At 38.6% G+C, this 22,118-nt stretch carries 25 protein-coding genes; 21 read left to right on the top strand and 4 right to left on the bottom strand.

Annotated elements, in window-relative coordinates; genetic code table 11:
* Position 1 precedes the first annotated feature (1 nt).
* The 15 genes from Q763_RS04485 to Q763_RS04415 all read left to right on the top strand — a co-directional run bounded on the left by Q763_RS04485 (position 2) and on the right by Q763_RS04415 (position 12,860).
* Entirely contained in the window at positions 2–397 is a 396-nt protein-coding gene (locus tag Q763_RS04485; protein ID WP_035131642.1) for a bactofilin family protein, read from the top strand.
* A complete protein-coding gene (locus Q763_RS04480; protein ID WP_035131640.1) occupies positions 375–599 on the top strand; it encodes an AtpZ/AtpI family protein in 225 nt (74 codons plus the stop codon). The genes Q763_RS04485 and Q763_RS04480 overlap by 23 nt, the downstream gene beginning before the upstream one ends.
* Positions 599–991 (top strand): hypothetical protein, encoded by a 393-nt coding sequence (locus Q763_RS17345; protein ID WP_052123219.1) that lies wholly within the window; start codon positions 599–601, stop codon positions 989–991. The genes Q763_RS04480 and Q763_RS17345 overlap by 1 nt, the downstream gene beginning before the upstream one ends.
* Positions 992–1,110: 119 nt before the next feature.
* On the top strand, positions 1,111–2,286 hold the full coding sequence (atpB, locus tag Q763_RS04470) for a F0F1 ATP synthase subunit A (protein WP_035131826.1): 1,176 nt from the start codon (positions 1,111–1,113) through the stop codon (positions 2,284–2,286).
* 34 nt (positions 2,287–2,320) lie between these two features.
* Positions 2,321–2,521: an ATP synthase F0 subunit C gene (gene atpE, locus Q763_RS04465; protein ID WP_026727281.1), complete on the top strand. Its 201-nt coding sequence runs from the start codon at positions 2,321–2,323 to the stop codon at positions 2,519–2,521.
* A 101-nt stretch (positions 2,522–2,622) separates the two neighbouring features.
* The gene (locus tag Q763_RS04460) at positions 2,623–3,123 is read left to right on the top strand and encodes a F0F1 ATP synthase subunit B (RefSeq protein ID WP_035131638.1); all 501 of its coding nucleotides are present in this window, start codon (positions 2,623–2,625) and stop codon (positions 3,121–3,123) included.
* A gap of 4 nt (positions 3,124–3,127) precedes the next feature.
* Positions 3,128–3,661: an ATP synthase F1 subunit delta gene (atpH, locus tag Q763_RS04455; protein WP_035131636.1), complete on the top strand. Its 534-nt coding sequence runs from the start codon at positions 3,128–3,130 to the stop codon at positions 3,659–3,661.
* A 38-nt stretch (positions 3,662–3,699) separates the two neighbouring features.
* Entirely contained in the window at positions 3,700–5,274 is a 1,575-nt protein-coding gene (gene atpA / locus Q763_RS04450) for a F0F1 ATP synthase subunit alpha (RefSeq protein ID WP_035131634.1), read from the top strand.
* A gap of 75 nt (positions 5,275–5,349) precedes the next feature.
* Positions 5,350–6,216 (top strand): ATP synthase F1 subunit gamma, encoded by an 867-nt coding sequence (atpG, locus tag Q763_RS04445; RefSeq protein ID WP_035131632.1) that lies wholly within the window; start codon positions 5,350–5,352, stop codon positions 6,214–6,216.
* Positions 6,217–6,370: 154 nt separating this feature from the next.
* Positions 6,371–7,828, top strand: coding sequence for a lipopolysaccharide biosynthesis protein (locus Q763_RS04440; RefSeq protein ID WP_035131630.1), 1,458 nt, complete (start codon positions 6,371–6,373; stop codon positions 7,826–7,828).
* 66 nt (positions 7,829–7,894) lie between these two features.
* Entirely contained in the window at positions 7,895–8,329 is a 435-nt protein-coding gene (gene dut, locus Q763_RS04435; RefSeq protein ID WP_035131628.1) for a dUTP diphosphatase, read from the top strand.
* A 106-nt stretch (positions 8,330–8,435) separates the two neighbouring features.
* Entirely contained in the window at positions 8,436–9,446 is a 1,011-nt protein-coding gene (locus tag Q763_RS04430; RefSeq protein WP_035131627.1) for a sugar phosphate nucleotidyltransferase, read from the top strand.
* Between the two features lie 3 nt (positions 9,447–9,449).
* Entirely contained in the window at positions 9,450–10,805 is a 1,356-nt protein-coding gene (locus Q763_RS04425; RefSeq protein ID WP_035131625.1) for a tetratricopeptide repeat protein, read from the top strand.
* A 3-nt stretch (positions 10,806–10,808) separates the two neighbouring features.
* Complete coding sequence (locus tag Q763_RS04420) at positions 10,809–11,585, top strand: DUF4292 domain-containing protein (protein WP_035131623.1); 777 nt, start codon at positions 10,809–10,811, stop codon at positions 11,583–11,585.
* 21 nt (positions 11,586–11,606) lie between these two features.
* Positions 11,607–12,860 (top strand): murein hydrolase activator EnvC family protein, encoded by a 1,254-nt coding sequence (locus Q763_RS04415; protein WP_035131621.1) that lies wholly within the window; start codon positions 11,607–11,609, stop codon positions 12,858–12,860.
* A gap of 59 nt (positions 12,861–12,919) precedes the next feature.
* On the opposite strand, the gene Q763_RS04410 is transcribed toward Q763_RS04415, so the two are convergent.
* Together Q763_RS04410 and Q763_RS04405 are read right to left on the bottom strand one after the other, a co-directional pair.
* Positions 12,920–13,432: an acyl-CoA thioesterase gene (locus Q763_RS04410; RefSeq protein ID WP_035131619.1), complete on the bottom strand. Its 513-nt coding sequence runs from the start codon at positions 13,430–13,432 to the stop codon at positions 12,920–12,922.
* A 72-nt stretch (positions 13,433–13,504) separates the two neighbouring features.
* Entirely contained in the window at positions 13,505–14,458 is a 954-nt protein-coding gene (locus Q763_RS04405; RefSeq protein WP_035131618.1) for an HU domain-containing protein, read from the bottom strand.
* Between the two features lie 102 nt (positions 14,459–14,560).
* Here Q763_RS04405 and dprA point away from each other — a divergent pair, with 102 nt between their 5' ends.
* Positions 14,561–15,664: a DNA-processing protein DprA gene (gene dprA / locus Q763_RS04400; protein WP_035131617.1), complete on the top strand. Its 1,104-nt coding sequence runs from the start codon at positions 14,561–14,563 to the stop codon at positions 15,662–15,664.
* A 100-nt stretch (positions 15,665–15,764) separates the two neighbouring features.
* Here dprA and trpS read toward each other — a convergent pair whose 3' ends face one another.
* The gene (gene trpS, locus Q763_RS04395) at positions 15,765–16,736 is read right to left on the bottom strand and encodes a tryptophan--tRNA ligase (RefSeq protein ID WP_035131616.1); all 972 of its coding nucleotides are present in this window, start codon (positions 16,734–16,736) and stop codon (positions 15,765–15,767) included.
* 75 nt (positions 16,737–16,811) lie between these two features.
* Between trpS and Q763_RS04390 the strand changes: the two genes are divergently transcribed.
* From Q763_RS04390 to Q763_RS04370, 5 genes are all read left to right on the top strand, one after another.
* On the top strand, positions 16,812–17,561 hold the full coding sequence (locus Q763_RS04390; protein ID WP_035131615.1) for a lysophospholipid acyltransferase family protein: 750 nt from the start codon (positions 16,812–16,814) through the stop codon (positions 17,559–17,561).
* Between the two features lie 82 nt (positions 17,562–17,643).
* Entirely contained in the window at positions 17,644–18,054 is a 411-nt protein-coding gene (locus Q763_RS04385; RefSeq protein ID WP_035131614.1) for a BrxA/BrxB family bacilliredoxin, read from the top strand.
* Between the two features lie 133 nt (positions 18,055–18,187).
* On the top strand, positions 18,188–18,922 hold the full coding sequence (locus tag Q763_RS04380) for a lysophospholipid acyltransferase family protein (protein ID WP_035131613.1): 735 nt from the start codon (positions 18,188–18,190) through the stop codon (positions 18,920–18,922).
* Positions 18,923–18,927: 5 nt separating this feature from the next.
* Entirely contained in the window at positions 18,928–19,926 is a 999-nt protein-coding gene (locus Q763_RS04375) for an acyl-ACP desaturase (RefSeq protein WP_035131612.1), read from the top strand.
* 50 nt (positions 19,927–19,976) lie between these two features.
* Positions 19,977–20,624 (top strand): HD domain-containing protein, encoded by a 648-nt coding sequence (locus Q763_RS04370; RefSeq protein WP_035131611.1) that lies wholly within the window; start codon positions 19,977–19,979, stop codon positions 20,622–20,624.
* Here Q763_RS04370 and Q763_RS04365 read toward each other — a convergent pair.
* Complete coding sequence (locus tag Q763_RS04365) at positions 20,597–22,117, bottom strand: hypothetical protein (protein ID WP_035131606.1); 1,521 nt, start codon at positions 22,115–22,117, stop codon at positions 20,597–20,599. The genes Q763_RS04370 and Q763_RS04365 overlap by 28 nt on opposite strands.
* Between the last annotated feature and the right edge of the window lies 1 nt (position 22,118).

Genomic DNA, 22,118 nt, shown 5'->3' with positions numbered 1-22,118 from the left:
CATGTTTGACAAATCTCAAAAACCAACCACAGATTTAGGTAAAACGAATAGGATTGTAGAGGGCACAATAATTAAGGGGGATATCATTTCGAAAACCGACTTTCGCCTGGACGGCGAATTAATAGGAAACTTTACAAGCCAGGGCAAAATAGTAATTGGCCCATCCGGAAGTGTAACAGGAGACATTAAATGTACTAATGCCGACATTGAAGGCCGTTTTGAAGGTAAAATTGAAGTTGCCGAACTACTTAACGTAAAATCAAAGGCACAAATTACCGGAGAGGTAAACGTAAATAAACTTTCGGTAGAGCCGGGAGCAGAATTTACTGCAACCTGTACCATGAAAAATTCGGTAAAGCCATTGTCTAAAAAAAATGAGCAGCAACAGGCCGGATAGAAATAACCGAACCAAATGGATCGCACTTATTAATATCCCCATACAAATGGGGATAATTATTTTTTTGTTTGGCTGGTTTGGTAACTGGCTGGACGAAAAATATGGCAATACCTCAAACCCAAACACTATGCTGTTTACACTAATAGGTGTTGCAATTGCCTTGTATAATGTTATAAGGCAGGTTAACCAGTTAAATAAATAATGAAAAAAGACTATATTTCAGCCTTTCTTTTATTAACGGTGTTTGCCGTTATACTACTTGTTTTAAATTCACTATTCTACATAATTCCGGGTGTAGGGGTATCTGTTTCAGATTTTGTATACCCAATACCGGTAACCTACCTGTTTTTTTATGGCTGCTCTATAGCTATACTTGCCGTGCTGGTATTTGTTTCCCATAAAAGTAAAGAACAGTTAGGGTACGTATTCCTTTTTTTAACCGCAGCAAAGGCCGCCATAGCTTATGCCTTTGGTTCACCGGTCATTAATGGGGTGGAGGGAAATAGTCCTGAAAAAATCAATTTTTTTGTGATTTTCATTTTGTTTTTGTCAATAGAGGCCTATTATACAGCACGTTTATTAAACAAAAAATAATAATAAACCCTATAATCTGAAATTACGGTAAATTTTTTTGCCCAATAACATTGGAATATTAATTAAAAATGTACCTTTGCACAAAATTTAAGGACCGTAAAATTAAGATTTTTAATAAGATGGTGTTTTCCGTAAAATCACTTAAAATCGCGTTAGCGACCCTATTTGCTGTAGTTCCGTTCATGGCCATGGCTAATTCTGTACAGGATTCCTTACAGGCTCATAATCAGGAGGCTGCTCATGCAGTTGAACATCATGCGACAGAATCGCATGAGCCAGCATCAAAAAAAGACGAAGTAGCTGCATTTATTGACCATCACTTACAGGATGCTCATGATTTTGTTTTCTTCTCTGACAAAGCAGAAGGTAAACACTATGGTTTTCCGCTTCCGGTTATCCTTTTCGATAACGGACTGAAAATTTTCTCATCTTCAAAATTCCACCACGGTAAAGAGATTGCAGAGGTAGATGGTAACTACTATGCATTACACCACGGTAAAATATACAAAACAGATGCTCAGGGTACTTTAAATTTTGATGAGCATCATCACCCAACAAACGAAAAACCTCTTGATTTTTCTATTACCAAGAATGTTTTATCTATGCTGGTTGTAGCTGGTTTAATGTTCTTCATGTTTGTTAGTATGGCTAAGTCGTACAAAAAAGGACCTATACCTACAGGATTCGGAAGAATACTTGAGCCGCTTATCATTTTCGTAAGAGAAGAAATTGCTATTCCTAATATCGGAGAAAAGAAATACAGAAAATATATGGGTTACCTGTTAACTGTATTTTTCTTTATCTGGATTCTTAACCTTATAGGTATGACTCCTATAGGTATTAACGTAACGGGTAACATCTCTGTAACGGTATGTTTAGCATTATTTACTTATTTCATTACTCAATTTAGTGCAAACAAAGATTACTGGAAACACATTTTCTGGATGCCGGACGTTCCTGTAGCTATGAAAATTATATTAATGCCTATTGAGATATTAGGTACACTTACAAAGCCATTTGCATTGTTAATTCGTTTATTCGCAAACATTACAGCGGGTCACGTTGTAATTATGAGTCTTATTGCAATGATATTTGTGGGGCAAAACCTAGCGGCAGATATGCCAATTTCTATAGGTCTTACATTGTTTATCTCTGTAATTGAATTACTGGTAGCGTTCTTACAGGCGTTTATCTTTACAATGCTTTCGTCACTATTTATTGGTATGGCGGTACAGGAGCATCATCATGCTGAGGATCATGATCCTCATACAGAAGAAGAACCGATTATCATTTAATTATTTAGAAGTTTAATTTTTATATTATATAGTCATGGGTACAATACCAACTTTAGTAGGAGCAGGTTTAGTAGTAATAGGTGCAGGCCTTGGTTTAGGTAAAATCGGTGGATCTGCAATGGACGCTATCGCTCGTCAGCCTGAGGCTGCTGGAAAAATCCAAACTGCGATGATTATTATCGCGGCTTTATTAGAAGGTTTAGCATTCGCTGCTTTAATCCTTGGAAAAAACTAATAAAGAGTAAACTTGTAAAAACAATACCTGTAGCGGTTGGCTACAGGTGTTGTTTTAAATTAAAATTTGACTTTAAGTAATTTATATATAACATATATAAGATGGATAAATTAGTAAACGATTTTTCATTTGGTTTGTTCTTTTGGCAGGCAATAATTTTATTAGTATTAATTGTACTACTTGTTAAATTTGCCTGGAAACCTATTATGGATTCTATCACTGCAAGAGAAGAAGGTATTTCTAACGCTTTAGCTGCTGCTGAAGCTGCACGTAAAGAAATGCAAAACTTACAGGCAGATAACGAAAGAATTCTTCAGGAAGCAAGAGCTGAAAGAGATGCTATGATGAAAGAGGCAAGAGAGATCAAAGAAAAAATGATCGCTGATGCTAAAACTGAAGCTCAGGTTCAGGGAGAGAAAATGATTGAGCAGGCTAAGGCTACTATTAACAGCGAGAAAAACGCTGCTATGGCAGAACTTAAAGCTCAGGTTTCAGGCCTGTCACTTGAAATTGCAGAGAAGATACTTAAACAAGAATTATCTAACGACGCTGCTCAGACTACTTTAGTTGAGAAAATGTTAGATGACGTAAAATTAAACTAATCTTATGACAGGTTCAAGAGCTGCAGTAAGATATGCAAAGGCAATCCTTGAAATGGCTCAGGCTTCTAACGTGGCTGAGCAGGTAAACGGGGATATGGCTCTTATAGCATCTACAATTAAAGAAAATAGCGAGCTTAACAGCTTTATTGAAAGCCCTACCATTAAGGCAGAGGTTAAGGAAAGTGCTTTAAACGAAGTGTTTGCTTCTTCACAAAACATTACAAAAGGATTATTCCGTCTTTTATTAGAAAATAAGAGATTTGAAATTCTTGATAATATTGCTGTGGAGTATGCAAGACAATTTGACGTAGCAAGCGGTATAGAACATGCTACTGTAACTACTGCTTTCCCTATAACCCCCGAGCTTGAAGCTAAGGTAATGGCGAAAATAAAAGAGTTTTCAGATAAAAAAATCACCATTAAAAATGTGGTTGATCCATCTATAATAGGAGGGTTTATCCTAAGGGTTGGTGATAAGCAGTTCAATGCATCTGTAGCAAACAGGCTGCTAACCTTAAAAAGAGAATTAAGTAATTAAGTATTTATCACACTAAAGTGTCTAAATTATAAAGTAAGATGGCAGAAATTAAACCTGCTGAAATTTCAGCAATATTAAAGAAACAATTGTCCGGTTTTGAATCGGGTGCTACATTAGAAGAAGTAGGAACTGTTCTTCAGGTAGGTGATGGTATTGCCCGTGTATACGGATTGTCTAACGCTCAATATGGTGAGTTAGTACAGTTTGATAACGGGTTAGAGGGTATTGTATTAAACCTTGAAGAAGACAATGTGGGCGTAGTATTGCTTGGCCCTTCTACCGGAATCAAAGAGGGATCAACTGTAAAAAGACTACAGCGTATTGCTTCACTTAAAGTAGGTGAGCAAATGGTAGGTCGTGTAGTTGATACACTAGGTAACCCAATTGATGGTAAAGGTCCTATTGGTGGTGATCTTTATGAGATGCCTCTTGAGCGTAAAGCTCCCGGAGTTATCTTCCGTCAGCCGGTAACAGAGCCGCTACAAACAGGTATTAAAGCTGTTGATGCCATGATTCCTGTAGGTCGTGGACAGCGTGAGCTTGTAATTGGTGACCGTCAAACTGGTAAAACTACAGTTTGTATTGACACCATTCTTAACCAAAAAGAATTTTATGATGCAGGTAAGCCTGTATTCTGTATATATGTTGCTGTAGGACAAAAAGCTTCTACTGTGGCAGGTATTGCAAAAACATTAGAAGAAAAAGGTGCAATGGCTTATACAGTTATTGTTGCTGCTAACGCTTCTGACCCTGCTCCTATGCAGGTATATGCACCATTTGCAGGTGCTGCGATAGGTGAGTACTTCCGTGATACAGGTCGTCCTGCACTTATTATCTATGATGATTTATCTAAACAAGCGGTAGCTTACCGTGAGGTGTCTCTTCTACTTAGAAGACCACCGGGACGTGAGGCTTACCCTGGTGACGTTTTCTACCTTCACTCAAGACTACTTGAGCGTGCTGCAAAAGTAATTGCAGATGACGATATCGCTAAAAATATGAATGACTTACCTGAGTCATTAAAACCAATCGTTAAAGGTGGTGGTTCGTTAACGGCTCTTCCTATTATCGAAACTCAGGCAGGTGACGTTTCTGCTTATATCCCAACAAACGTAATTTCGATTACAGACGGTCAGATATTCCTTGAGTCAGATTTATTCAACTCGGGTGTACGTCCTGCAATTAACGTAGGTATCTCTGTATCACGTGTTGGTGGTAACGCTCAGATCAAATCAATGAAAAAAGTATCGGGTACTCTTAAGTTAGACCAGGCACAGTTCCGTGAGCTTGAGGCTTTCGCTAAGTTTGGTTCTGATCTTGACGCTGCTACTTTAAATGTAATTGAAAAAGGTAGAAGAAACGTTGAGATCCTTAAGCAGGCAGTAAACGATCCTTTCACTGTAGAGAATCAGGTTGCGATTATTTATGCAGGTACTAAAAACCTACTTAAAAACGTACCGGTATCTAAAGTTAAAGAATTCGAGAAAGATTATATCGAGTACTTAAACGCTAAGCACAGAGATACTCTTGACGCTCTTAAAGCCGGTAAATTTACCGATGAGCTTACAGACGTTTTAGAGAAAGCTGCTGCTGAAATTGCTGCAAAATACTAATTAGATTTTAGACTTAAGTATTGAGAGCTGAGCTATTGAAGCCTCACTCTCAATACTCAAACTATATAAATAACAATGGCTAACTTAAAGGAAATACGTAACAGGATTGCTTCGGTTTCATCCACTATGCAAATTACTAGTGCGATGAAAATGGTTTCTGCTGCTAAGCTTAAAAAAGCTCAGGATGCTATTACGGCTATGAGACCTTATTCTGAGAAGCTTACAGAGCTATTACAAAACCTTAGCGCTACTCTGGAAGGAGATACAGGAGGTGCGTTTGCAGAACAGCGTGAAGTAAACAAAGTACTTCTTGTTGTAGTTACTTCTAACAGAGGTTTGTGTGGTGCCTTTAATGCTAATGTGCTTAAACAAACAAAAAACCTACTTACCCAGTATGCTGGTAAAACGGTTGATGTTTTAACCATTGGTAAAAAAGGTAATGATGCCTTACAAAAAAGCTGTAACATTATAGCTAACCAAAGTTCGTTGTTTGACGGCCTTACGTTTGAAAACGTAGCAGATGTGGCACAAACACTTATGGATAAGTTTGCAGCTGGTGAATATGACAAAATCGAGTTAGTTTACAACCACTTTAAAAATGCAGCTACTCAGATTGTAATGGCAGAACAGTTTTTGCCTTTAGCTCCTGCTCAGGCTACAGAGGAAGTAAATAGTAACGGTACTGATTATATTTTTGAACCTTCTAAAGAAGAAATCGTATTAAGCCTTATACCGCTTTCGTTAAAAACTCAGCTTTATAAAGCAGTTCGCGATTCTTTTGCTTCAGAGCACGGTGCACGTATGACAGCAATGCATAAAGCAACCGATAATGCTACTGAACTTAGAAACCAGTTAAAATTAACTTACAACAAAGCACGTCAGGCTGCAATTACAGGAGAGATCTTAGAGATTGTAGGTGGTGCAGAAGCTTTGAACAATTAATAATACTGAACACAGCACACAACTATATAAAGAGCCACGCATTGCGTGGCTCTTTTTTATTAAATTCGTAAAAAGTAAAGCGATTATTATTCAGTCGCTTTTTTTATTTCTATATTTTATATAGTTATTTTTGTTTTACTAAATCGACTAACTTTTGAGTCTCTTTAAAAACCTTTTCAAACAAACCGCTATTTACGGACTGGCAACGGTAGTGCCAAGGATGCTTAGCTTCCTTTTGGTAGGACTGTATACCAAGTACCTTCCGGATGATGAGTATGGTGATGTAAACGTAATTTTTTCGTGGATTGTATTGTTCAATGTGATACTTGCCTATGGTATGGAAACCTCTTTTTTCAGGTTTTACAGTACAGATAATTCACGGGAGGTAGAGAGTACTTCAACCATATCACTTTTCTGGTCATCTATTGGTTTTTTGTTTCTGGCGCTTTTAGGACGAACTTACCTAGCAAACTGGTCGGGTATTGAAGAGCAGTATATTACTTATACCATATGGATACTGGTGCTGGATGCATTGGTCATAATACCTTTTTCTAAATTACGGGCACAGGGCAGGCCTCTGTATTATACCGCCATTAAGGTAGGTAATGTAGTTGTAAACCTTGGGCTTAATGTGGTGTTTATAGCGTTATTACCGGCTTGGGCTGCGGCAAAGCCAAGTAGTTTTTGGGGAATGATATATATAGATAATTTCCAGATAGGCTATATTTTCGTCTCTAATCTTATAGCGAGTTTCCTAACGCTTTTAGTACTGGCTCCGCATTATTTTAAAATAAACTGGAGTTTTGATAAGGTACTCTGGAAAAAAATGATGCGTTACAGTCTACCGGTTTTGGTCGCCGGTATAGCATTTGCCATTAACGAATCGTTTGACAGGATATTATTGGAAAACCTCTTACCTGAAGATATTGCCAAGGCCAAAGTAGGGCAATACTCAGCCTGTTATAAAATAGCGCTGTTCATGACGCTCTATGCCACAGCTTTCAGACTGGGAATTGAACCTTTCTTTTTTAGTTATGCTAAAAACGAATCGGCACCAAAAACGTATGCCATGATAACCAAATACTTTATAATTTTTGGTAGCCTTATATTGGTTGGTGTAGTTGTTTTTGCCGATGTTATAAAGGTGCTTCTAATAAAAAGTCCGGAGTATTGGGAAGCGATGAAGGTAGTTCCGCTTATTATCCTGGCTAATTTCTTTTTGGGTATTTACCACAATCTTTCGGTATGGTACAAACTTACCGATAAAACCAAAATGGGTGCCTACATATCTATCGTAGGTGCATTGGTTACTTTGGGGCTAAACTTCCTGTTAATTGAAAAATACGACTACATGGGGTCGGCTATAGCAACCATTTCGGCCTATGGTACCATGATGATTATTTCATACTTTTTGGGTAACAAGTACTACCCTATTCCTTACGACCTAAAAAAAATAGGAGGTTATCTGGGGTTATCCATATCCATGTCCCTGGTTTACTTTTATTATTTTAGAGAAAACTACTACGTTGGTGCAGCTGTTATAATTGTTTACAGCCTATTTATTTACCAAAACGAAAAAGAAACCCTTAACAGAGTGCTAAAACGGAAATAATACACCATAAAAACAGCACTTTTACCCGCTATTTTTGATATATTTGAAATATAAATATTTACCGTAATGACAATAAAAATTATCAATAAATCCAATCACGCTTTACCTAATTATGAAACAGAAGCCTCTGCAGGTATGGACCTTAGGGCAAATATAGATGAACCTGTAGTATTGAGTCCGCTGGGAAGGGCTATAATAAAAACAGGATTGTTTATGGAATTGCCTATAGGTTATGAAGCTCAGGTAAGACCACGAAGCGGACTGGCAGCTAAAAAAGGGATTACCGTGCTTAACAGCCCGGGGACTATTGATGCTGACTATCGTGGAGAAATTGGGGTTATATTAGTAAATCTGTCTAATGAACCGGTAACTATAGAAAACGGAGAAAGAGTGGCTCAATTGGTTATAGCAAAACATGAGCGTGCCGAATGGCTGGAGGCAGAAGTACTGACCGAAACGAGCCGTGGTGCGGGAGGTTTTGGTAGCACAGGTGTAAAGTAATAAGTAAAAATCAAATCATAAAACCAACTTTGTCCTGAAGTTTTGAGAATACCACTAAGTATACTACACTCATTAAACAGGACAACACAGAAATAACAGAATAAGAATGAAAATAATTGTTCCTATGGCGGGAAGAGGTTCACGCCTACGCCCACACACACTTACTGTACCAAAACCGTTAATACCTATTGCAGGAAAACCTATTGTACACAGGCTGGTTGAAGATATTGCAGGAGTGATAAATCAGGAAATAGAAGAGATTGCTTTTATAATACATAAGGATTTTGGTGTTCAGGTAGAGAAAGACCTGGTTGCCATTGCCGAAAAACTGGGTGCTAAAGGCACTATTTACTATCAGGAGCAGCCACTTGGTACTGCTCATGCTATTATGAGTGCTAAGGAATCTATGAGCGGACCTATAGTTGTGGCTTATGCCGATACACTTTTTAGAGCCGATTTTACGTTAGATACTACAGCAGACAGTGTTATTTGGGTAAAACAGGTTGATGATCCCAGTGCCTTTGGTGTTGTTCAGTTAAATGATAAAAAAGAGATTGTAGATTTTGTAGAGAAACCAAAAGAGTTTGTTTCAGATCTTGCAATTATAGGTATCTATTATTTTAAAAGTGGAGAAACCCTTCGTGAGGAGTTACAGTACCTACTGGATAATAACATTGTAAAAGGCGGTGAATATCAACTTACCGACGGACTTGAAAACATGAAGCAAAAAGGGCTGAAGTTTGTGCCGGGTAAAGTAGATGAATGGATGGACTGCGGTAACAAAAATGTAACTGTAGAAACCAATTCAAGAATGCTTAACTTTTTACATAAAGACGGAGAGCACATGGTATCATCATCGGTAGTGAATGAAAACAGTACTATTATCCCTCCGTGTTTTATAGGTGAAAATGTAGTACTTAAAAATTCTACTGTTGGGCCTAATGTATCGTTAGGTAATAATACAAGAGTAGAGAACAGTGAGATTAAAAACAGCCTGGTACAAACCAATGCGGTAATAACAAATGCTCATTTGGATAATGCTATGATAGGTAACCACGCTACATTTAACGGTAAGTTTACCAGTATAAGTATTGGAGACTATTCGGTTATAGAATAAAATATGAACAGAAAAATTCTTTTTTGCGGATTATTGCTTTCAGGGATGTTATTAGCCCCTGCAGTTTCCCGTGCCCAGGAGGAGCCCGATAAAATTGCATTGGCCAGTGATAAGTTTGAAAACAACTTTTATGAAGCATTAAAACAAAAAGGAATAGAAAATTATGATAAGGCGCTATTGGCCCTGGAAGTATGCAGGGTCGAAGAGCCAAACAATCCGGTGGTATACCATGAAATGGGCAAAAATTATCTTGCCCTTAAAAACTACCCAGAGGCCGAGAAAGCTTTTTTAAAAGCTACTCAGCTTGACCCTACCAATCGTTGGTACTGGGTGGGGCTTTATGATGTATATTACCAAACCCAAAATTATAACAGCGCTATACCTATAGTGCTTAAGCTTACCGAATGGCGTAAAGAGTATTATCAGGAAGATTTGGTATCGTTATACATGTATACAGATCAGTATGATAAGGCACTTGCGCTTATAAACGAACTGGAAGAAACGGTAGGGCATACTGAGCGCAGGGAAATGTATAAACTGCAAATCCTTAGTGATAACAGGTACAATAAACCTGAAAAGGAAGCTCTTGAGGAGGCCATAAAGAAAAACCCGAAAGAGGAATCCAATTATTTGGAACTGATTTATTTGTACTCTGAAAGTAACGAGGAGGAAAAAGCGGCAAAAGTAGCCGAGAAGCTGCAAAAGGAAATTCCGGAGTCAGACTGGGCTCAGGTAAGTCTCTTTAAGTTTAATCTTAATGACAATAAGGGAGACGAGGCAGCAAAGTCCATGTTCAGGGTTTTGGGGAGTGATAAAATTGACCGTAAAATAAAACACAGGGTACTTAACGAGTTTCTTATTTATACAAACAACAATCCAAAATATGAAACCGACCTGGACAGGGCGGTAGGTTATTTTGAAGATGATAAAGAGATTAATGTACCTAAAGAAGTTGCCAAGTTCTTTTTTACTAAAAGGAATTTTAATCAGGCTATTCATTACTTCCAAAAAAGTTTGGAAACCAGTGCCGATGATATAGAGACTATAGAATTACTGCTGTACAGCTATGCTGAAGATAATAATTTTGCCGAACTGTATAATATGGCAACACAGTATACAGAGCTGTATCCTACCCATGCCAGACTGTATTATTTTGCAGGATTAGCAGCAAATAAACAGCAGCAGTTTAAAAAAGCAAAAGAATGGCTTGAAAACGGAATAGACTTTGTTGTAGAGGATACAGAGCTTGAGGCAGGTTTTAACAGGCAACTGGGAGAGGCTTATGCCGGGCTTGGAGATGAAAAGAAAAAAGAGGCTTATTTTTCTAAAGCCAATAAATTGCTAAAACCCGGAGAATAATCCATGAAAAAAATAACAGCAGCCTTACTGCTTATTACTGTGCTTGTTTCCTGTAAATCAAAGCAGGGACTGGTATCTGAAAAAAACGCTGAAAAGGAAAAATCGGTTAAAGAAATAGTAAAAGGGCATTATGAAAACCCTTTGGAATTTGATAACCTGCAAATAAGAGCCGGAGCTCATTATGAAGGAGGAGGAGACTCGTATAACTTTACTCTTGATATAAGAGTTAAAAAAGATGAAATGATATGGGTTAACGCTACTGTAATGGGGTTCCCTGTTGCTAAGGCGTTAATTACTAAAGATAAGGTAAGCTACTATGTAAATACCCAAAAGGAATATTTTGAAGGCGATTTCCGGGTATTGAGTGACTGGCTGGGTACTGATCTTGATTATGATAAGGTTCAAAATATAATAACGGGTCGCGCCATGGATAATCTTGCCGATGGTAAATACAAAGCTTCACTTGAGGAAGGGTTGTATAAACTACAGGGTAAGGAAGACAACGGTGTTTTTAAAGAGTTTCTTTTTGAAGCGGCTAATCTGCTGTTAAAGAAACAGGTAATAGAATACAAAGGGTACGAGCCACAAAAGCTTACAGTGAATTACCCTGGATTCAGGAAACATGAAAAATCGGTTATGCCTACAGGTGTAATGGTAGAGGCCGAAAAAGCCGATAAGGTATACATTGAGATTGAATACAAGAATGTTACCTTTGACAATGAAGACCTGAGGTTTACCTACAAGGTGCCACAAGGCATGGATCGTATATTTATAGAATAGAGACTAACCGAAACGGAGAAAATGACAAGAGCGCTTTTTACTTTACTTCTTATCTGTACCACTGCTTTAAGCTGGGGGCAAAATACTGCCGAGCAAAAAAAGCTGGAACAGCAAAAAAACAAACTTCAAAAGGAGATAAAGGAATTCCAAAGTTTATTAAGCACACAAAATAAAAAAGAAAAATCGGTTTTAGTACAAATAAAGGAAAGCGAAGCTAAAATAAGGCTTACGCAAAACCTTATTAACACTATACAAAAACAAAGCAGGCTGCTTACAGATAATATTTACTTAAACCAGAAAAAAGCAAACAAGCTTGAAAAAGAGCTTGAAGTACTTAAGGAAGATTATGCTAACACGATTGTTAAATCATACAAAAGCAGGTCTGACCAAAGCAGAATAATGTTTATTCTCTCTTCAGAGAATTTCCTACAGGCATACAAACGTATTCAGTACATGAAGCAGTATGCCAATTTCAGGAAAATGCAGGCAGAAGAGCTTAAGGAGAAAATGGCTGAACTCGAAGCCCTGTTGGAAAAACTGAAAGAACAGAAAAAAGAAAAGGAAAACCTGCTCGCTGAAACAGAGAAACAGAAGAAAGAGCTTGAGGCTGATAAAAAGGGACAGGATGCGCTTGTTAAGGTAATACAGAAGGATAAAAAGAAATATGCCGCTGATATTAAGAAGAGGCAGCAGGACGAAAAGAAACTAGAGCAGCAAATACAGAAACTTATACGAGAGGCGATTGCTGAAGAAAACAGAAAGAGAGCTAAGGAAAACGGAAAAAGCACTGCTAATGTTTCTAATACAAAAATTGAGCTTACTAAAGAGGGTAAGATTATTTCAGATAACTTCAAAGCTAACAAAGGCCAGTTACCATGGCCGGTTGAAAGAGGTTATGTTTCTCAGCCTTATGGGCCTTACAGAGGGCAGGCAGATGGAGTAAAAGTTCACAGTAACTTTTTTAATAATGGTCTTGATATCGCTACCTCGAAAGATGCCGATGTTAGATCGGTATTTGGAGGAGAAGTAACCCTTGTAACACACGTTGGGACATTTGATAAGGTTTACACTGTTTTGGTGCGCCATGGTAGTTATGTTACTTCATATACTAATTTAAAAAGCGTTAATGTAGTTAAAGGTGATAAAGTGGGTATTAAACAAACTTTAGGTAAAGTTTGGACAAATGAAGCAACGGGCGAAACGGTGCTTAAGTTTTATATTATTCAGGATGTTAGCCTGTTAAATCCGCAACAGTGGCTTAATCCGTTAAAATAGTAGTAGGGAATATTAGATAAAGATAATAAGCAAAAAAGGAAGCCATTGGCTTCCTTTTTTTATTCTATAAATAATGCTTTCAGTTCGGTTGCATCATGCGGACTCATTTTTCCGGCAAGAACAAGGCTTAGTTGTTTTCTTCTTAATGCCGCTTCAAAACGTTGTTTTTCCAGTTCTGTTTGAGGTTCAATAGGAGCAATCTCTACAGGACGTCCTGTTTCATCAACAGCAACAAAGGTATAAATAGCCTCGTTTGCTTTTGCCCTAACGCCCGATTCACGGTCTTCTGTCCATACATCAATAAAAATCTCCATAGATGTTTTAAAGGTGCGTGAAACCTTAGCTTCAACGGTTACCACACTCCCTAAAGGGATAGATCTGTTAAATGCAACATGGTTAACCGATGCGGTAACTACAATTCTCCTTGAATGTCTCCTGGCGGCAATACTTGCAGCGCGGTCCATACGCGCCAGTAGCTCACCACCAAAAAGGTTGTTAAGCGGGTTAGTTTCTCCGGGTAAGACCAAATCGGTCATAATGCACATAGAATCAGAAGGATATTTTGCCTGCATGTAATTGTTTTTTGGCAAAGATAGTGCAGAAAAGGCAAAAAAAATCCCACGCTTTAGCATGGGACGGTATTTTTATAAATCTTTAACAAGAAGCCAAGCTTCTTTGTTATATTCCTTTCTTATTCTGTTAAGATTTTTATGAGCTGCCTCATAAGTGGTATGACTTTCATAAAGCACCGGGTATAAACCATACTTGTTTTTGTCCAGTTTTCTTGCTTTAAAGCCCTGAGCTTTTAATTGGTTTACCGCTTTATTAGCGTTAGCCTCACTACGAAAAGCATTGGCAACAATATGGTAATAAAGTTCCTCATCTGCTTCAGCAGTATCTTCCTTAACGGTAAGTTTTACTGCCGGCATAGGATCAAGGAAAAACGTTGCTGTTTGTATTTCCTGATTTACCTGTTCCTGTACATGCTGTTCGGCAATACGGGTTTCGGTTATTATCTTATTGTCGTAGTATACTTTAAAACCAGCACTTCCTATAGATAATGCTGCAACAAATACTGCTGCATATTTAAGGAAAGAGTAGTTTTTCTTTCTTTTTTCAGGAGTGAACAGTACCGGAACTTCTTCTTCAAGCTCTTCAATTTCTGCTTTGTAAACTTCACGTTTAATAGCAGGAGAGGTAAAGCTGCCTAAACCGAAAGAATCGGTAAGGTAGTTAACCGGAGTGTTAGGATAGAACACAAGGCTGCCTTCGTTGTTATAAGTAAGGTCACCAATGTTTTTAAGTATAAGCTTATCGCCGTTTTCAAGTTGGTCTGTCCAAACGGTAACCATCTTTTTAATGTCTTCTACAGCCTGTTCGTAAGAAATTTTTTCCTGTAAAGCGATATGGTTGGCTAAAAGCCCGTCATTATTCTTTAAATTCGCATTAAAAGAAATCAGCTTTTTAGGAGGATAGAACGTATTAGTAGCTGTATCTATGCTGGCCGACTTGGTTTCGGTTAAAAATGCACCGAAGCCCGGAACGATAACGCACTGGTAACGATATAGTAGCGCCGATATGTGTTTCTCTATCATCATAACAACAAATTTAACGAATCAACTGCAGTTGCAAAATTTTATTCACAAATTTTATTAACAATTGCGCCAAACCAATTTTATTCGCAACCTTTAAAATTACTAATGACTGACAACGAATTGTTTAACATACTGGCCCTGCTCAGGATTGATGGTGTGGGGGATATAGTGGCAAAAAAACTTATTAATCATTTGGGGAGTGCCCAGGCGGTTTTTGAGGCAAAAAAGCAACAGCTTACTGCTATAGAGGGTGTTGGCGAGGTGCTTTACAAAAGCCTCCAGGATAAGGAGGTTTTTAAGCTAGCCGAAGCCGAAATGAAATTTATACAGGAGGAAAAAATAACTCCTTTATTATATACAGAAAAGAAATATCCCGAGAGACTGAAACACTGCATAGACGGACCAGTACTGCTTTTCAGTTCGGGGAATATAAACCTTGAGGGCAGGAAAACCATAAGTATAGTAGGTACAAGGCAAATGACATCTTATGGTGCTGATTTTTGCCGTAAGCTTATTGAGGATATTGCTCCGCTAAACCCTGTAATTATAAGTGGGTTTGCTTATGGGGTAGATATTTTTGCACATCAGCTCGCTATGGAACACAACCTGCAAACGGTAGGAGTACTGGCACACGGACTGAACCAGATATACCCTAAAGTACACAAAAAGTACATGGCTAAAATGGAGGAGAACGGTGGATTTTTTACCGAGTTTTGGAGCAGTTCTAATCCTGATAGGGAGAATTTTGTAAAGCGTAACCGGATTGTAGCTGGATTATCTGAAGCGACTATTATAATAGAAAGTGCTGATAAGGGTGGTTCACTTATTACGGCAAATATTGCTAACGATTATAACAGGGATGTTTTTGCCGTGCCGGGACGTATAACCGATAAATATAGTGCAGGCTGTAACGACCTGATTAAAAGCCAAAGGGCGCACTTGCTAACCGGAGCTGCCGATTTGCTTTATATGCTTAACTGGGATATTGAAGAGCAGAAGCCTGCCGCTGTGCAAAAACAACTTTTTATTACCTTGGAAGATGAGGAACAGAAGGTGTATGACTTTTTGCAGAAAAACGGTAAGGAACTAATGGATATTATAGCGCTGGAATGTGGTATGCCAGTATTCAAACTTTCGTCACTATTACTTACTATGGAGCTTAAAGGTGTAATAAGACCGTTGCCCGGAAAACTTTTTGAGGCAATATAAGTCCGTATTCCGTTAGCCTGTCATTTCGACCGGAAGGAGGAATCTCTATAAAAAACAAAAGCCCGACATTCATCGGGCTTTTGTTTTATGTTGAAGTGTATTAGTTGAAACCTAATTTCTCACGTACTCTTCCAAGTACACCGTTTGCAATAACAGCAGCTTTTTCGGCTCCTGATTTTAGAAGAGCCTCTACTTCATTAAGGTTTTCCATATAGTATTTGTACTTCTCTCTTGGCTCTTTGTATTTCTCAACTATAAGTTCAAACAAAGCCTGTTTGGCATGACCATAACCATAGTTGCCTCCCAGATAGTTGCCTCTCATCTCTTCGGTTTGCTCTGGTGTTGCCAGTAATTTATAAATGGCAAAAACATTACAGGTATCAGGATTTTTAGGTTCCTCCAGTGGAGTACTGTCGGTCTCTATAGACATTATTTGCTTTCTAAGCGGTTTGTCTTCCTGGAAAATATTAATAATGTTGTTGCGTGACTTACTCATTTTTTCCCCGTCGGTACCCGGTATGATTTTAGTTTCCTCGCTCGAAATAGCTTCCGGTAAAACAAACGTATCACCCATTTGGTGGTTAAAACGTGAAGCCACATCGCGGGTAATTTCAAGGTGCTGTAGCTGATCTTTACCTACAGGTACAAACTCGGCGTCATACAATAATATATCGGCAGCCATAAGCATAGGGTAAGTAAACAGTCCGGCATTCACATCGGCAAGTCTGTCGGCCTTATCCTTAAAGGAGTGTGCCAGTGTTAATCGCTGGAAAGGGAAAAAGCAGCTAAGGTACCATGACAGTTCGGCTGTTTGAGGCACGTCGCTCTGGCGGTAAAAAATTACCTTATTTATATCAAGCCCAAACGCAAGCCATGTGGCAGCAACACTATACGTGTTTTCGCGCAGGGTTTTTCCGTCCTTAATCTGGGTGGTAGAGTGAAGGTCGGCAATAAATAAAAACGATTCGTTCTCTGGTTTGTTAGCCATTTCTATGGCTGGTATTATAGCACCTAAAAGGTTGCCTAGATGAGGGGTTCCCGTACTTTGGATACCAGTTAATATTTTTGCCATGATATGCTTTTAAAATTTACACAAAGGTAAAAGGTTTTACCAAAAAATAGGGATTGAATTCTTACATTTGGCAGCATGAAAATACTAAAGGTGATTTTTTGGATACTTTGGCGCATCTGGTTTTATATCCTGATGGGTGTTCCTATAATCATAATGTCGCCTTTACTTATACTTACCATCATTTCAGAGAAAACCTATCCGCAGTTTTTCAGGCTGGCTAGGGTATGGGCAAAAATCATACTTTTCGGGATGGGCTTTTACTACACCGTTAAGCGTGAGCAAAAGTTTGTAAAAGGGGAAAGCTACATGCTTGTGGCTAACCATACCTCTATGACCGATATAATGCTTATGCTTATAATCTCTAAAAATCCGTTTGTTTTTGTAGGGAAAAAGGAACTGGTTAAAATTCCGGTTTTCGGGTTCTTTTACAAGCGTACCTGTATATTGGTAGACAGGGAAAGTTCCAAAAGCCGTTTTGAAGTGTTTCAGCGTGCGCAGGCAAGGCTGCACCAGGGATTGAGTATATGTATTTTTCCCGAAGGCGGTGTGCCCGATGATGAGGATATACTTCTTGATGAATTTAAAGACGGAGCTTTCCGTCTGGCAATAGAACACCAGATCCCGATTGTGCCCATGACGTTTCCCGACAATAAAAAACGATTCTCGTTTACCTTCTTTAGTGGGACTCCAGGACTTATGAGAGCTAGGGTTCATCACTTTATAGAAACAAAAGGACTTACCCTTGACGATAAAAAACAACTGAAAGAGAGAACCCGGGAGGTGATTTACCAGCAGTTGCTTCAGTTTCAAAAACGAAAAGCTTAACACTTCGCTTAAAAAGTATTTGGCTAAAAAATATGTATCTTTGTAGTCAGTTTAAATAACTTTTTTAAAGAATAAATATATTATGTATCCAGAAGAACTAGTAAAACCAATGCGTGCCGAACTATCGGAAGCAGGTTTTGAAGAACTATATACACCAGACGCGGTTAAAGAAGCGATTTCTAAAGAAGGTACTACATTAGTAGTAGTAAACTCTGTTTGCGGATGTGCTGCCAGAAATGCAAGACCTGGTGTGAAAATGAGCCTTGATAACGGTAAAAAACCAAGTTCGCTTGTTACTGTTTTTGCAGGTGTAGACAGAGAAGCTGTTGATGCAGCGAGAGAACTTATGTTTCCTTTCCCTCCGTCATCACCAAGTATGGCATTATTTAAAAATGGTGAGCTTGTGCATATGCTTGAGCGTCACCATATTGAAGGGCGTCCTGCTGAAATGATTGCAGAGAACCTTAAAGATGCTTACGACGAACATTGCTAATAAAAGCTCTTTTAAAGTTTAAAGCCGCGCCCTTGGTGCGGCTTTCTTTTTTACATTAGTATGCCTGCATACTAAATGTTTTTATTATTAACCAAAAAGACTGTACTTTTACGCGAATTTTTTAAAAACATATATGGGCAAAATATTGTCATATCCTATATCGATACTATATTACCTGGTTTTTCTGCTGTTTCTACTGATATTTCATCCGGTGCAGTGGGTTTGCCTTAACGTATTTGGTTATCAGGCACATAAAAAGAGTGTTGATATACTTAACTTCTTTCTGGTAAGAACAACACATATATTAGGTACTAGCTACAAGTTTGAAGGGATAGAAAAAGTGCCCGCAGGTGTACCACTTATTATAGTGGCCAATCACCAAAGTATGTATGATATTCCTCCCATTATTTGGTTTATGAGGAAATTTCACCCTAAATTTATAAGTAAGAAAGAATTAGGGAAAGGAATACCAAGCGTGTCTTACAATTTAAGGCATGGGGGTTCCGTTTTAATAGATAGAAAAGACCCAAAGCAAGCCTTACCTGCCATAAAACAGATTGCTACCTACATTGAAAAGAATACACGATCGGCAGTAATTTTTCCTGAGGGGACCCGCAGTAAAAACGGGAAACCGAAAAAGTTTTCGGAAAACGGGCTTAAAATACTTTGTAAGTTCGCACCAAGTGCTTACATTGTGCCTGTTAGTATTAATAATTCCTGGAAACTGAACCGTTACGGTCAGTATCCGTTAGGATTAGGTGCCCGAGTTACTTTTACAGTACAGGAACCTTTTGCCATAAAAAATATTCCTTTTGAAGAGGTAATGGAGAGAACAGAGAACGCAGTTGTACAAGGAATAAAAAATTAGAAATTATGTCTATAAAAAACGTCCGCTTAGAAGTAATGCACTTTTTGGAAAAGAACATTGATTCTTTTGTGGAAAACTATCTTATACCGGTAGAGAAGATATGGCAGCCATCAGATATGTTGCCTGATACGCAGAGTGAGAGTTTTGAGGAAGACCTTAGGGAGCTTAGAGAGATCGCTAAAGATCTTCCGTATGATTTTTGGGTGGTATTAGTGGGTGACACTATTACCGAGGAAGCACTGCCTACCTATGAGTCATGGCTAATGGATGTGGAAGGTATTGAACAGGTAGAGAAAGGCCCGGGCAACGGATGGGGTAAATGGGTAAGACACTGGACTGGAGAAGAAAACCGCCACGGCGATTTACTTAATAAATACCTATACCTTAGCGGAAGGGTAAATATGCGTGAAGTGGAAATGACCACACACCACCTTATTAATGATGGTTTTGATATTGGTACCGACAGGGATCCGTACAAAAACTTTGTTTATACAAGCTTCCAGGAGCTGGCTACTTATATTTCACACAACCGTGTGTCGCAGCTGGCTAAAAAATACGGAGATAATAAACTGTCTAAAATGTGTAAGCTTATTGCGGGAGACGAAATGCGTCACCATATGGCATACAGTGAATTTGTAGACAGGATTTTTAAAGTAGATCCAAGCGAAATGATGTTGGCTTTCCAGCACATGATGAAGCTTAAGATTACCATGCCTGCCCATTTTTTAAGGGAGTCGGGTAATGCTTTAGGAAGTGCTTTTGAGCAGTTCTCTGATTCGGCACAGCGCATAGGGGTATATACTGCTATGGACTATGTGGATATACTTAGAAAACTGATTGCCAAATGGCAAATTGATAAAATTGACGGTCTTACTGCCGAAGCTGAGAAAGCAAGGGATTACCTTATGAAGCTTCCGGACAGGATGGCAAGAATATCTGAAAGAATTGTAATACCGGAGGAGTCACACATTTTTAAATGGGTGCAGCCTGCACTAATAAAATAACATATAAAGCTGCTTTCGGGCAGCTTTTTTATCTTATATAGTTTCCTGCCATGAGTAATCTTATAGAAAAAACAAAAACATTTGTAAAACAGCAATTACAGGGTGCCGAAGGCGGGCATGACTGGTTTCATATAGAGAGGGTGTATAACAATGCCCTGCTTATTGCAAAAGGTGAAAAGTGTGACCCTGTTGTTGTACAGCTGGGGGCTTTACTGCATGATATAGCCGACAGCAAATTTCATGATGGTGATGAAACCGTGGGGCCGGAAACGGCACGTAAGTTTTTACAACAGGAAAATGTAAGTGAAACTATAATCGACCAGGTGGTAGGTATTATAGAGAACATATCGTTTAAGGGTGGTAATTTTGATAAGAAATTCTCATCGGTTGAGCTGGATATTGTTCAGGATGCCGACAGGCTGGATGCGCTTGGTGCTATAGGCATTGCCCGAACCTTTAATTACGGAGGCTTTAAAAACAGGACGTTGTATGACCCTGACATACAGCCTAACCTAAATATGACCAAAGAGGAATATAAGGCCAGTACTGCGCCAACAGTTAATCATTTTTATGAAAAACTGTTACTGCTTAAAGATAGGATGAATACTCCAACAGGTAAACAACTTGCCGAAGAGCGCCACAGGTATATGGAAGATTTCCTGTCGCAGTTCTATGCCGAATGGAACGGTGAGAAATGATTGTTTATCAAACTAAGAATGGTAGGGTAAACCTGTTTTTTGTGTACGGTTGCCAGTAACCATCCTATAAAACTAAGTACGAATACATCACCACTTTCGGTAATGGCATGTTGGGTTAGTAAATCCAGTTGCTGTTTAAAGGTGTTGTTTTGTGCTATAGATTTGTCCAGTATATATTTCTCTACTAATGCTGCATATAGCAGTACCCTTTCTTCATTTACTTCCTTTAGGTATTTTTTGTAGCGTCTTTTAAAACCTTTTAGTCGGGAAAGGGCAAGTTCTGTATCTTCCAGTTCGGTATGCATTACAATTTCCACGAGGCTGCGTTTTATGGCCCAGTCCATACCCATTCTTTTTTCATACCAACTGTCACTATGGATAAACTCACGCATATACCTACGGGCTTCGCGGGCATTGTTGTGTTGTAACCAGTATATCACTGCAAAAAATATAAGGTCATTTCTGTCGGTAGGGTCGGCTTTTTTTGTTTCTGCCAGTGCTTTTGTCATCATTGCCAATGTAGTTTTGTCGTTTCCGCTGTAATTTTCATTAAGCAGATACAGCAAATAGTAGCGGGCAATAAAACGGCTGTAGTATTTTTTATTTTGTTTTTGCATTTCGGCAGCCATTATCTCCAGGTATTGCGAACACAACGTAAATCTCCTGTTTCTAAAATGGATGTTAGCCATAAAATACAATATGTATATATGGTAGTATAGGTGCTTTTGCGCCAGTTCCTGGCGGGTAATGATAAAACGGTAGCTTCTTTCCAAAAAAGGCTCTATTAGGCCGTAGTTGCTGTTTATGGAGGCATATTCGTTTGCAATAAAAAGCATTTGGTACAGCGATTTGAAAGTAAGCACTTCCCTTAACGATATCCCAAACGATTTCATGGTGCTGGTAATTAACTGTTGCAGGTCGGTAATTTTCCCTTTATGATAAATTTCGCCCAGTTCCCGGCGCATAACCGCATAGGCAAGATTAAGCTGTTCCTCGTTTCGCAGTTTTTTATTGTTGGCCGAAAAACCTGCGATTGCCTTATCCAAATTAAACGAGGGGTCAAAATGAGCAAATTGTATCTGGGTTTGGTAGATTTCGTTAAGCAGGGAAAAATGCTCGGTAGCCAGGGCTTTACTCTCGGCTTTGGCAAGGCACTTAAAGGCTTCTTTGTATAGTTTGTGTTCAAAAAATACTCTGCTAACCATAAGCAGGCGCATTATTTCGTGCTCATCATCGGTATTACTTTCAAAGCTTCGGTTAGCCATGAAACTAATAAGGCTGTCGTATACTCTTTTGCGTAACGCATGGTAGGCATCGGTGTTTTTTGAAGTGCCGTAAAGCTTTTTTTTAATATTTATATCATCAGTTTCAAGTAATTTAAACAAATCAGTGTTAAGGGTGTCTTTCCGTTTGTTTTTGTTGTTAAGATGTTTTATAAATGCTGATTTATCATCTGTTGACATTATAGATATAATTTCTCCTAATGCATTCATA

This window comes from Flavobacterium beibuense F44-8 (assembly GCF_000769915.1).
Classification (GTDB): domain Bacteria; phylum Bacteroidota; class Bacteroidia; order Flavobacteriales; family Flavobacteriaceae; genus Flavobacterium; species Flavobacterium beibuense.
Note: the sequence above shows the minus strand (reverse complement) of the source record. Positions and strands in the feature narration are given on the sequence as shown.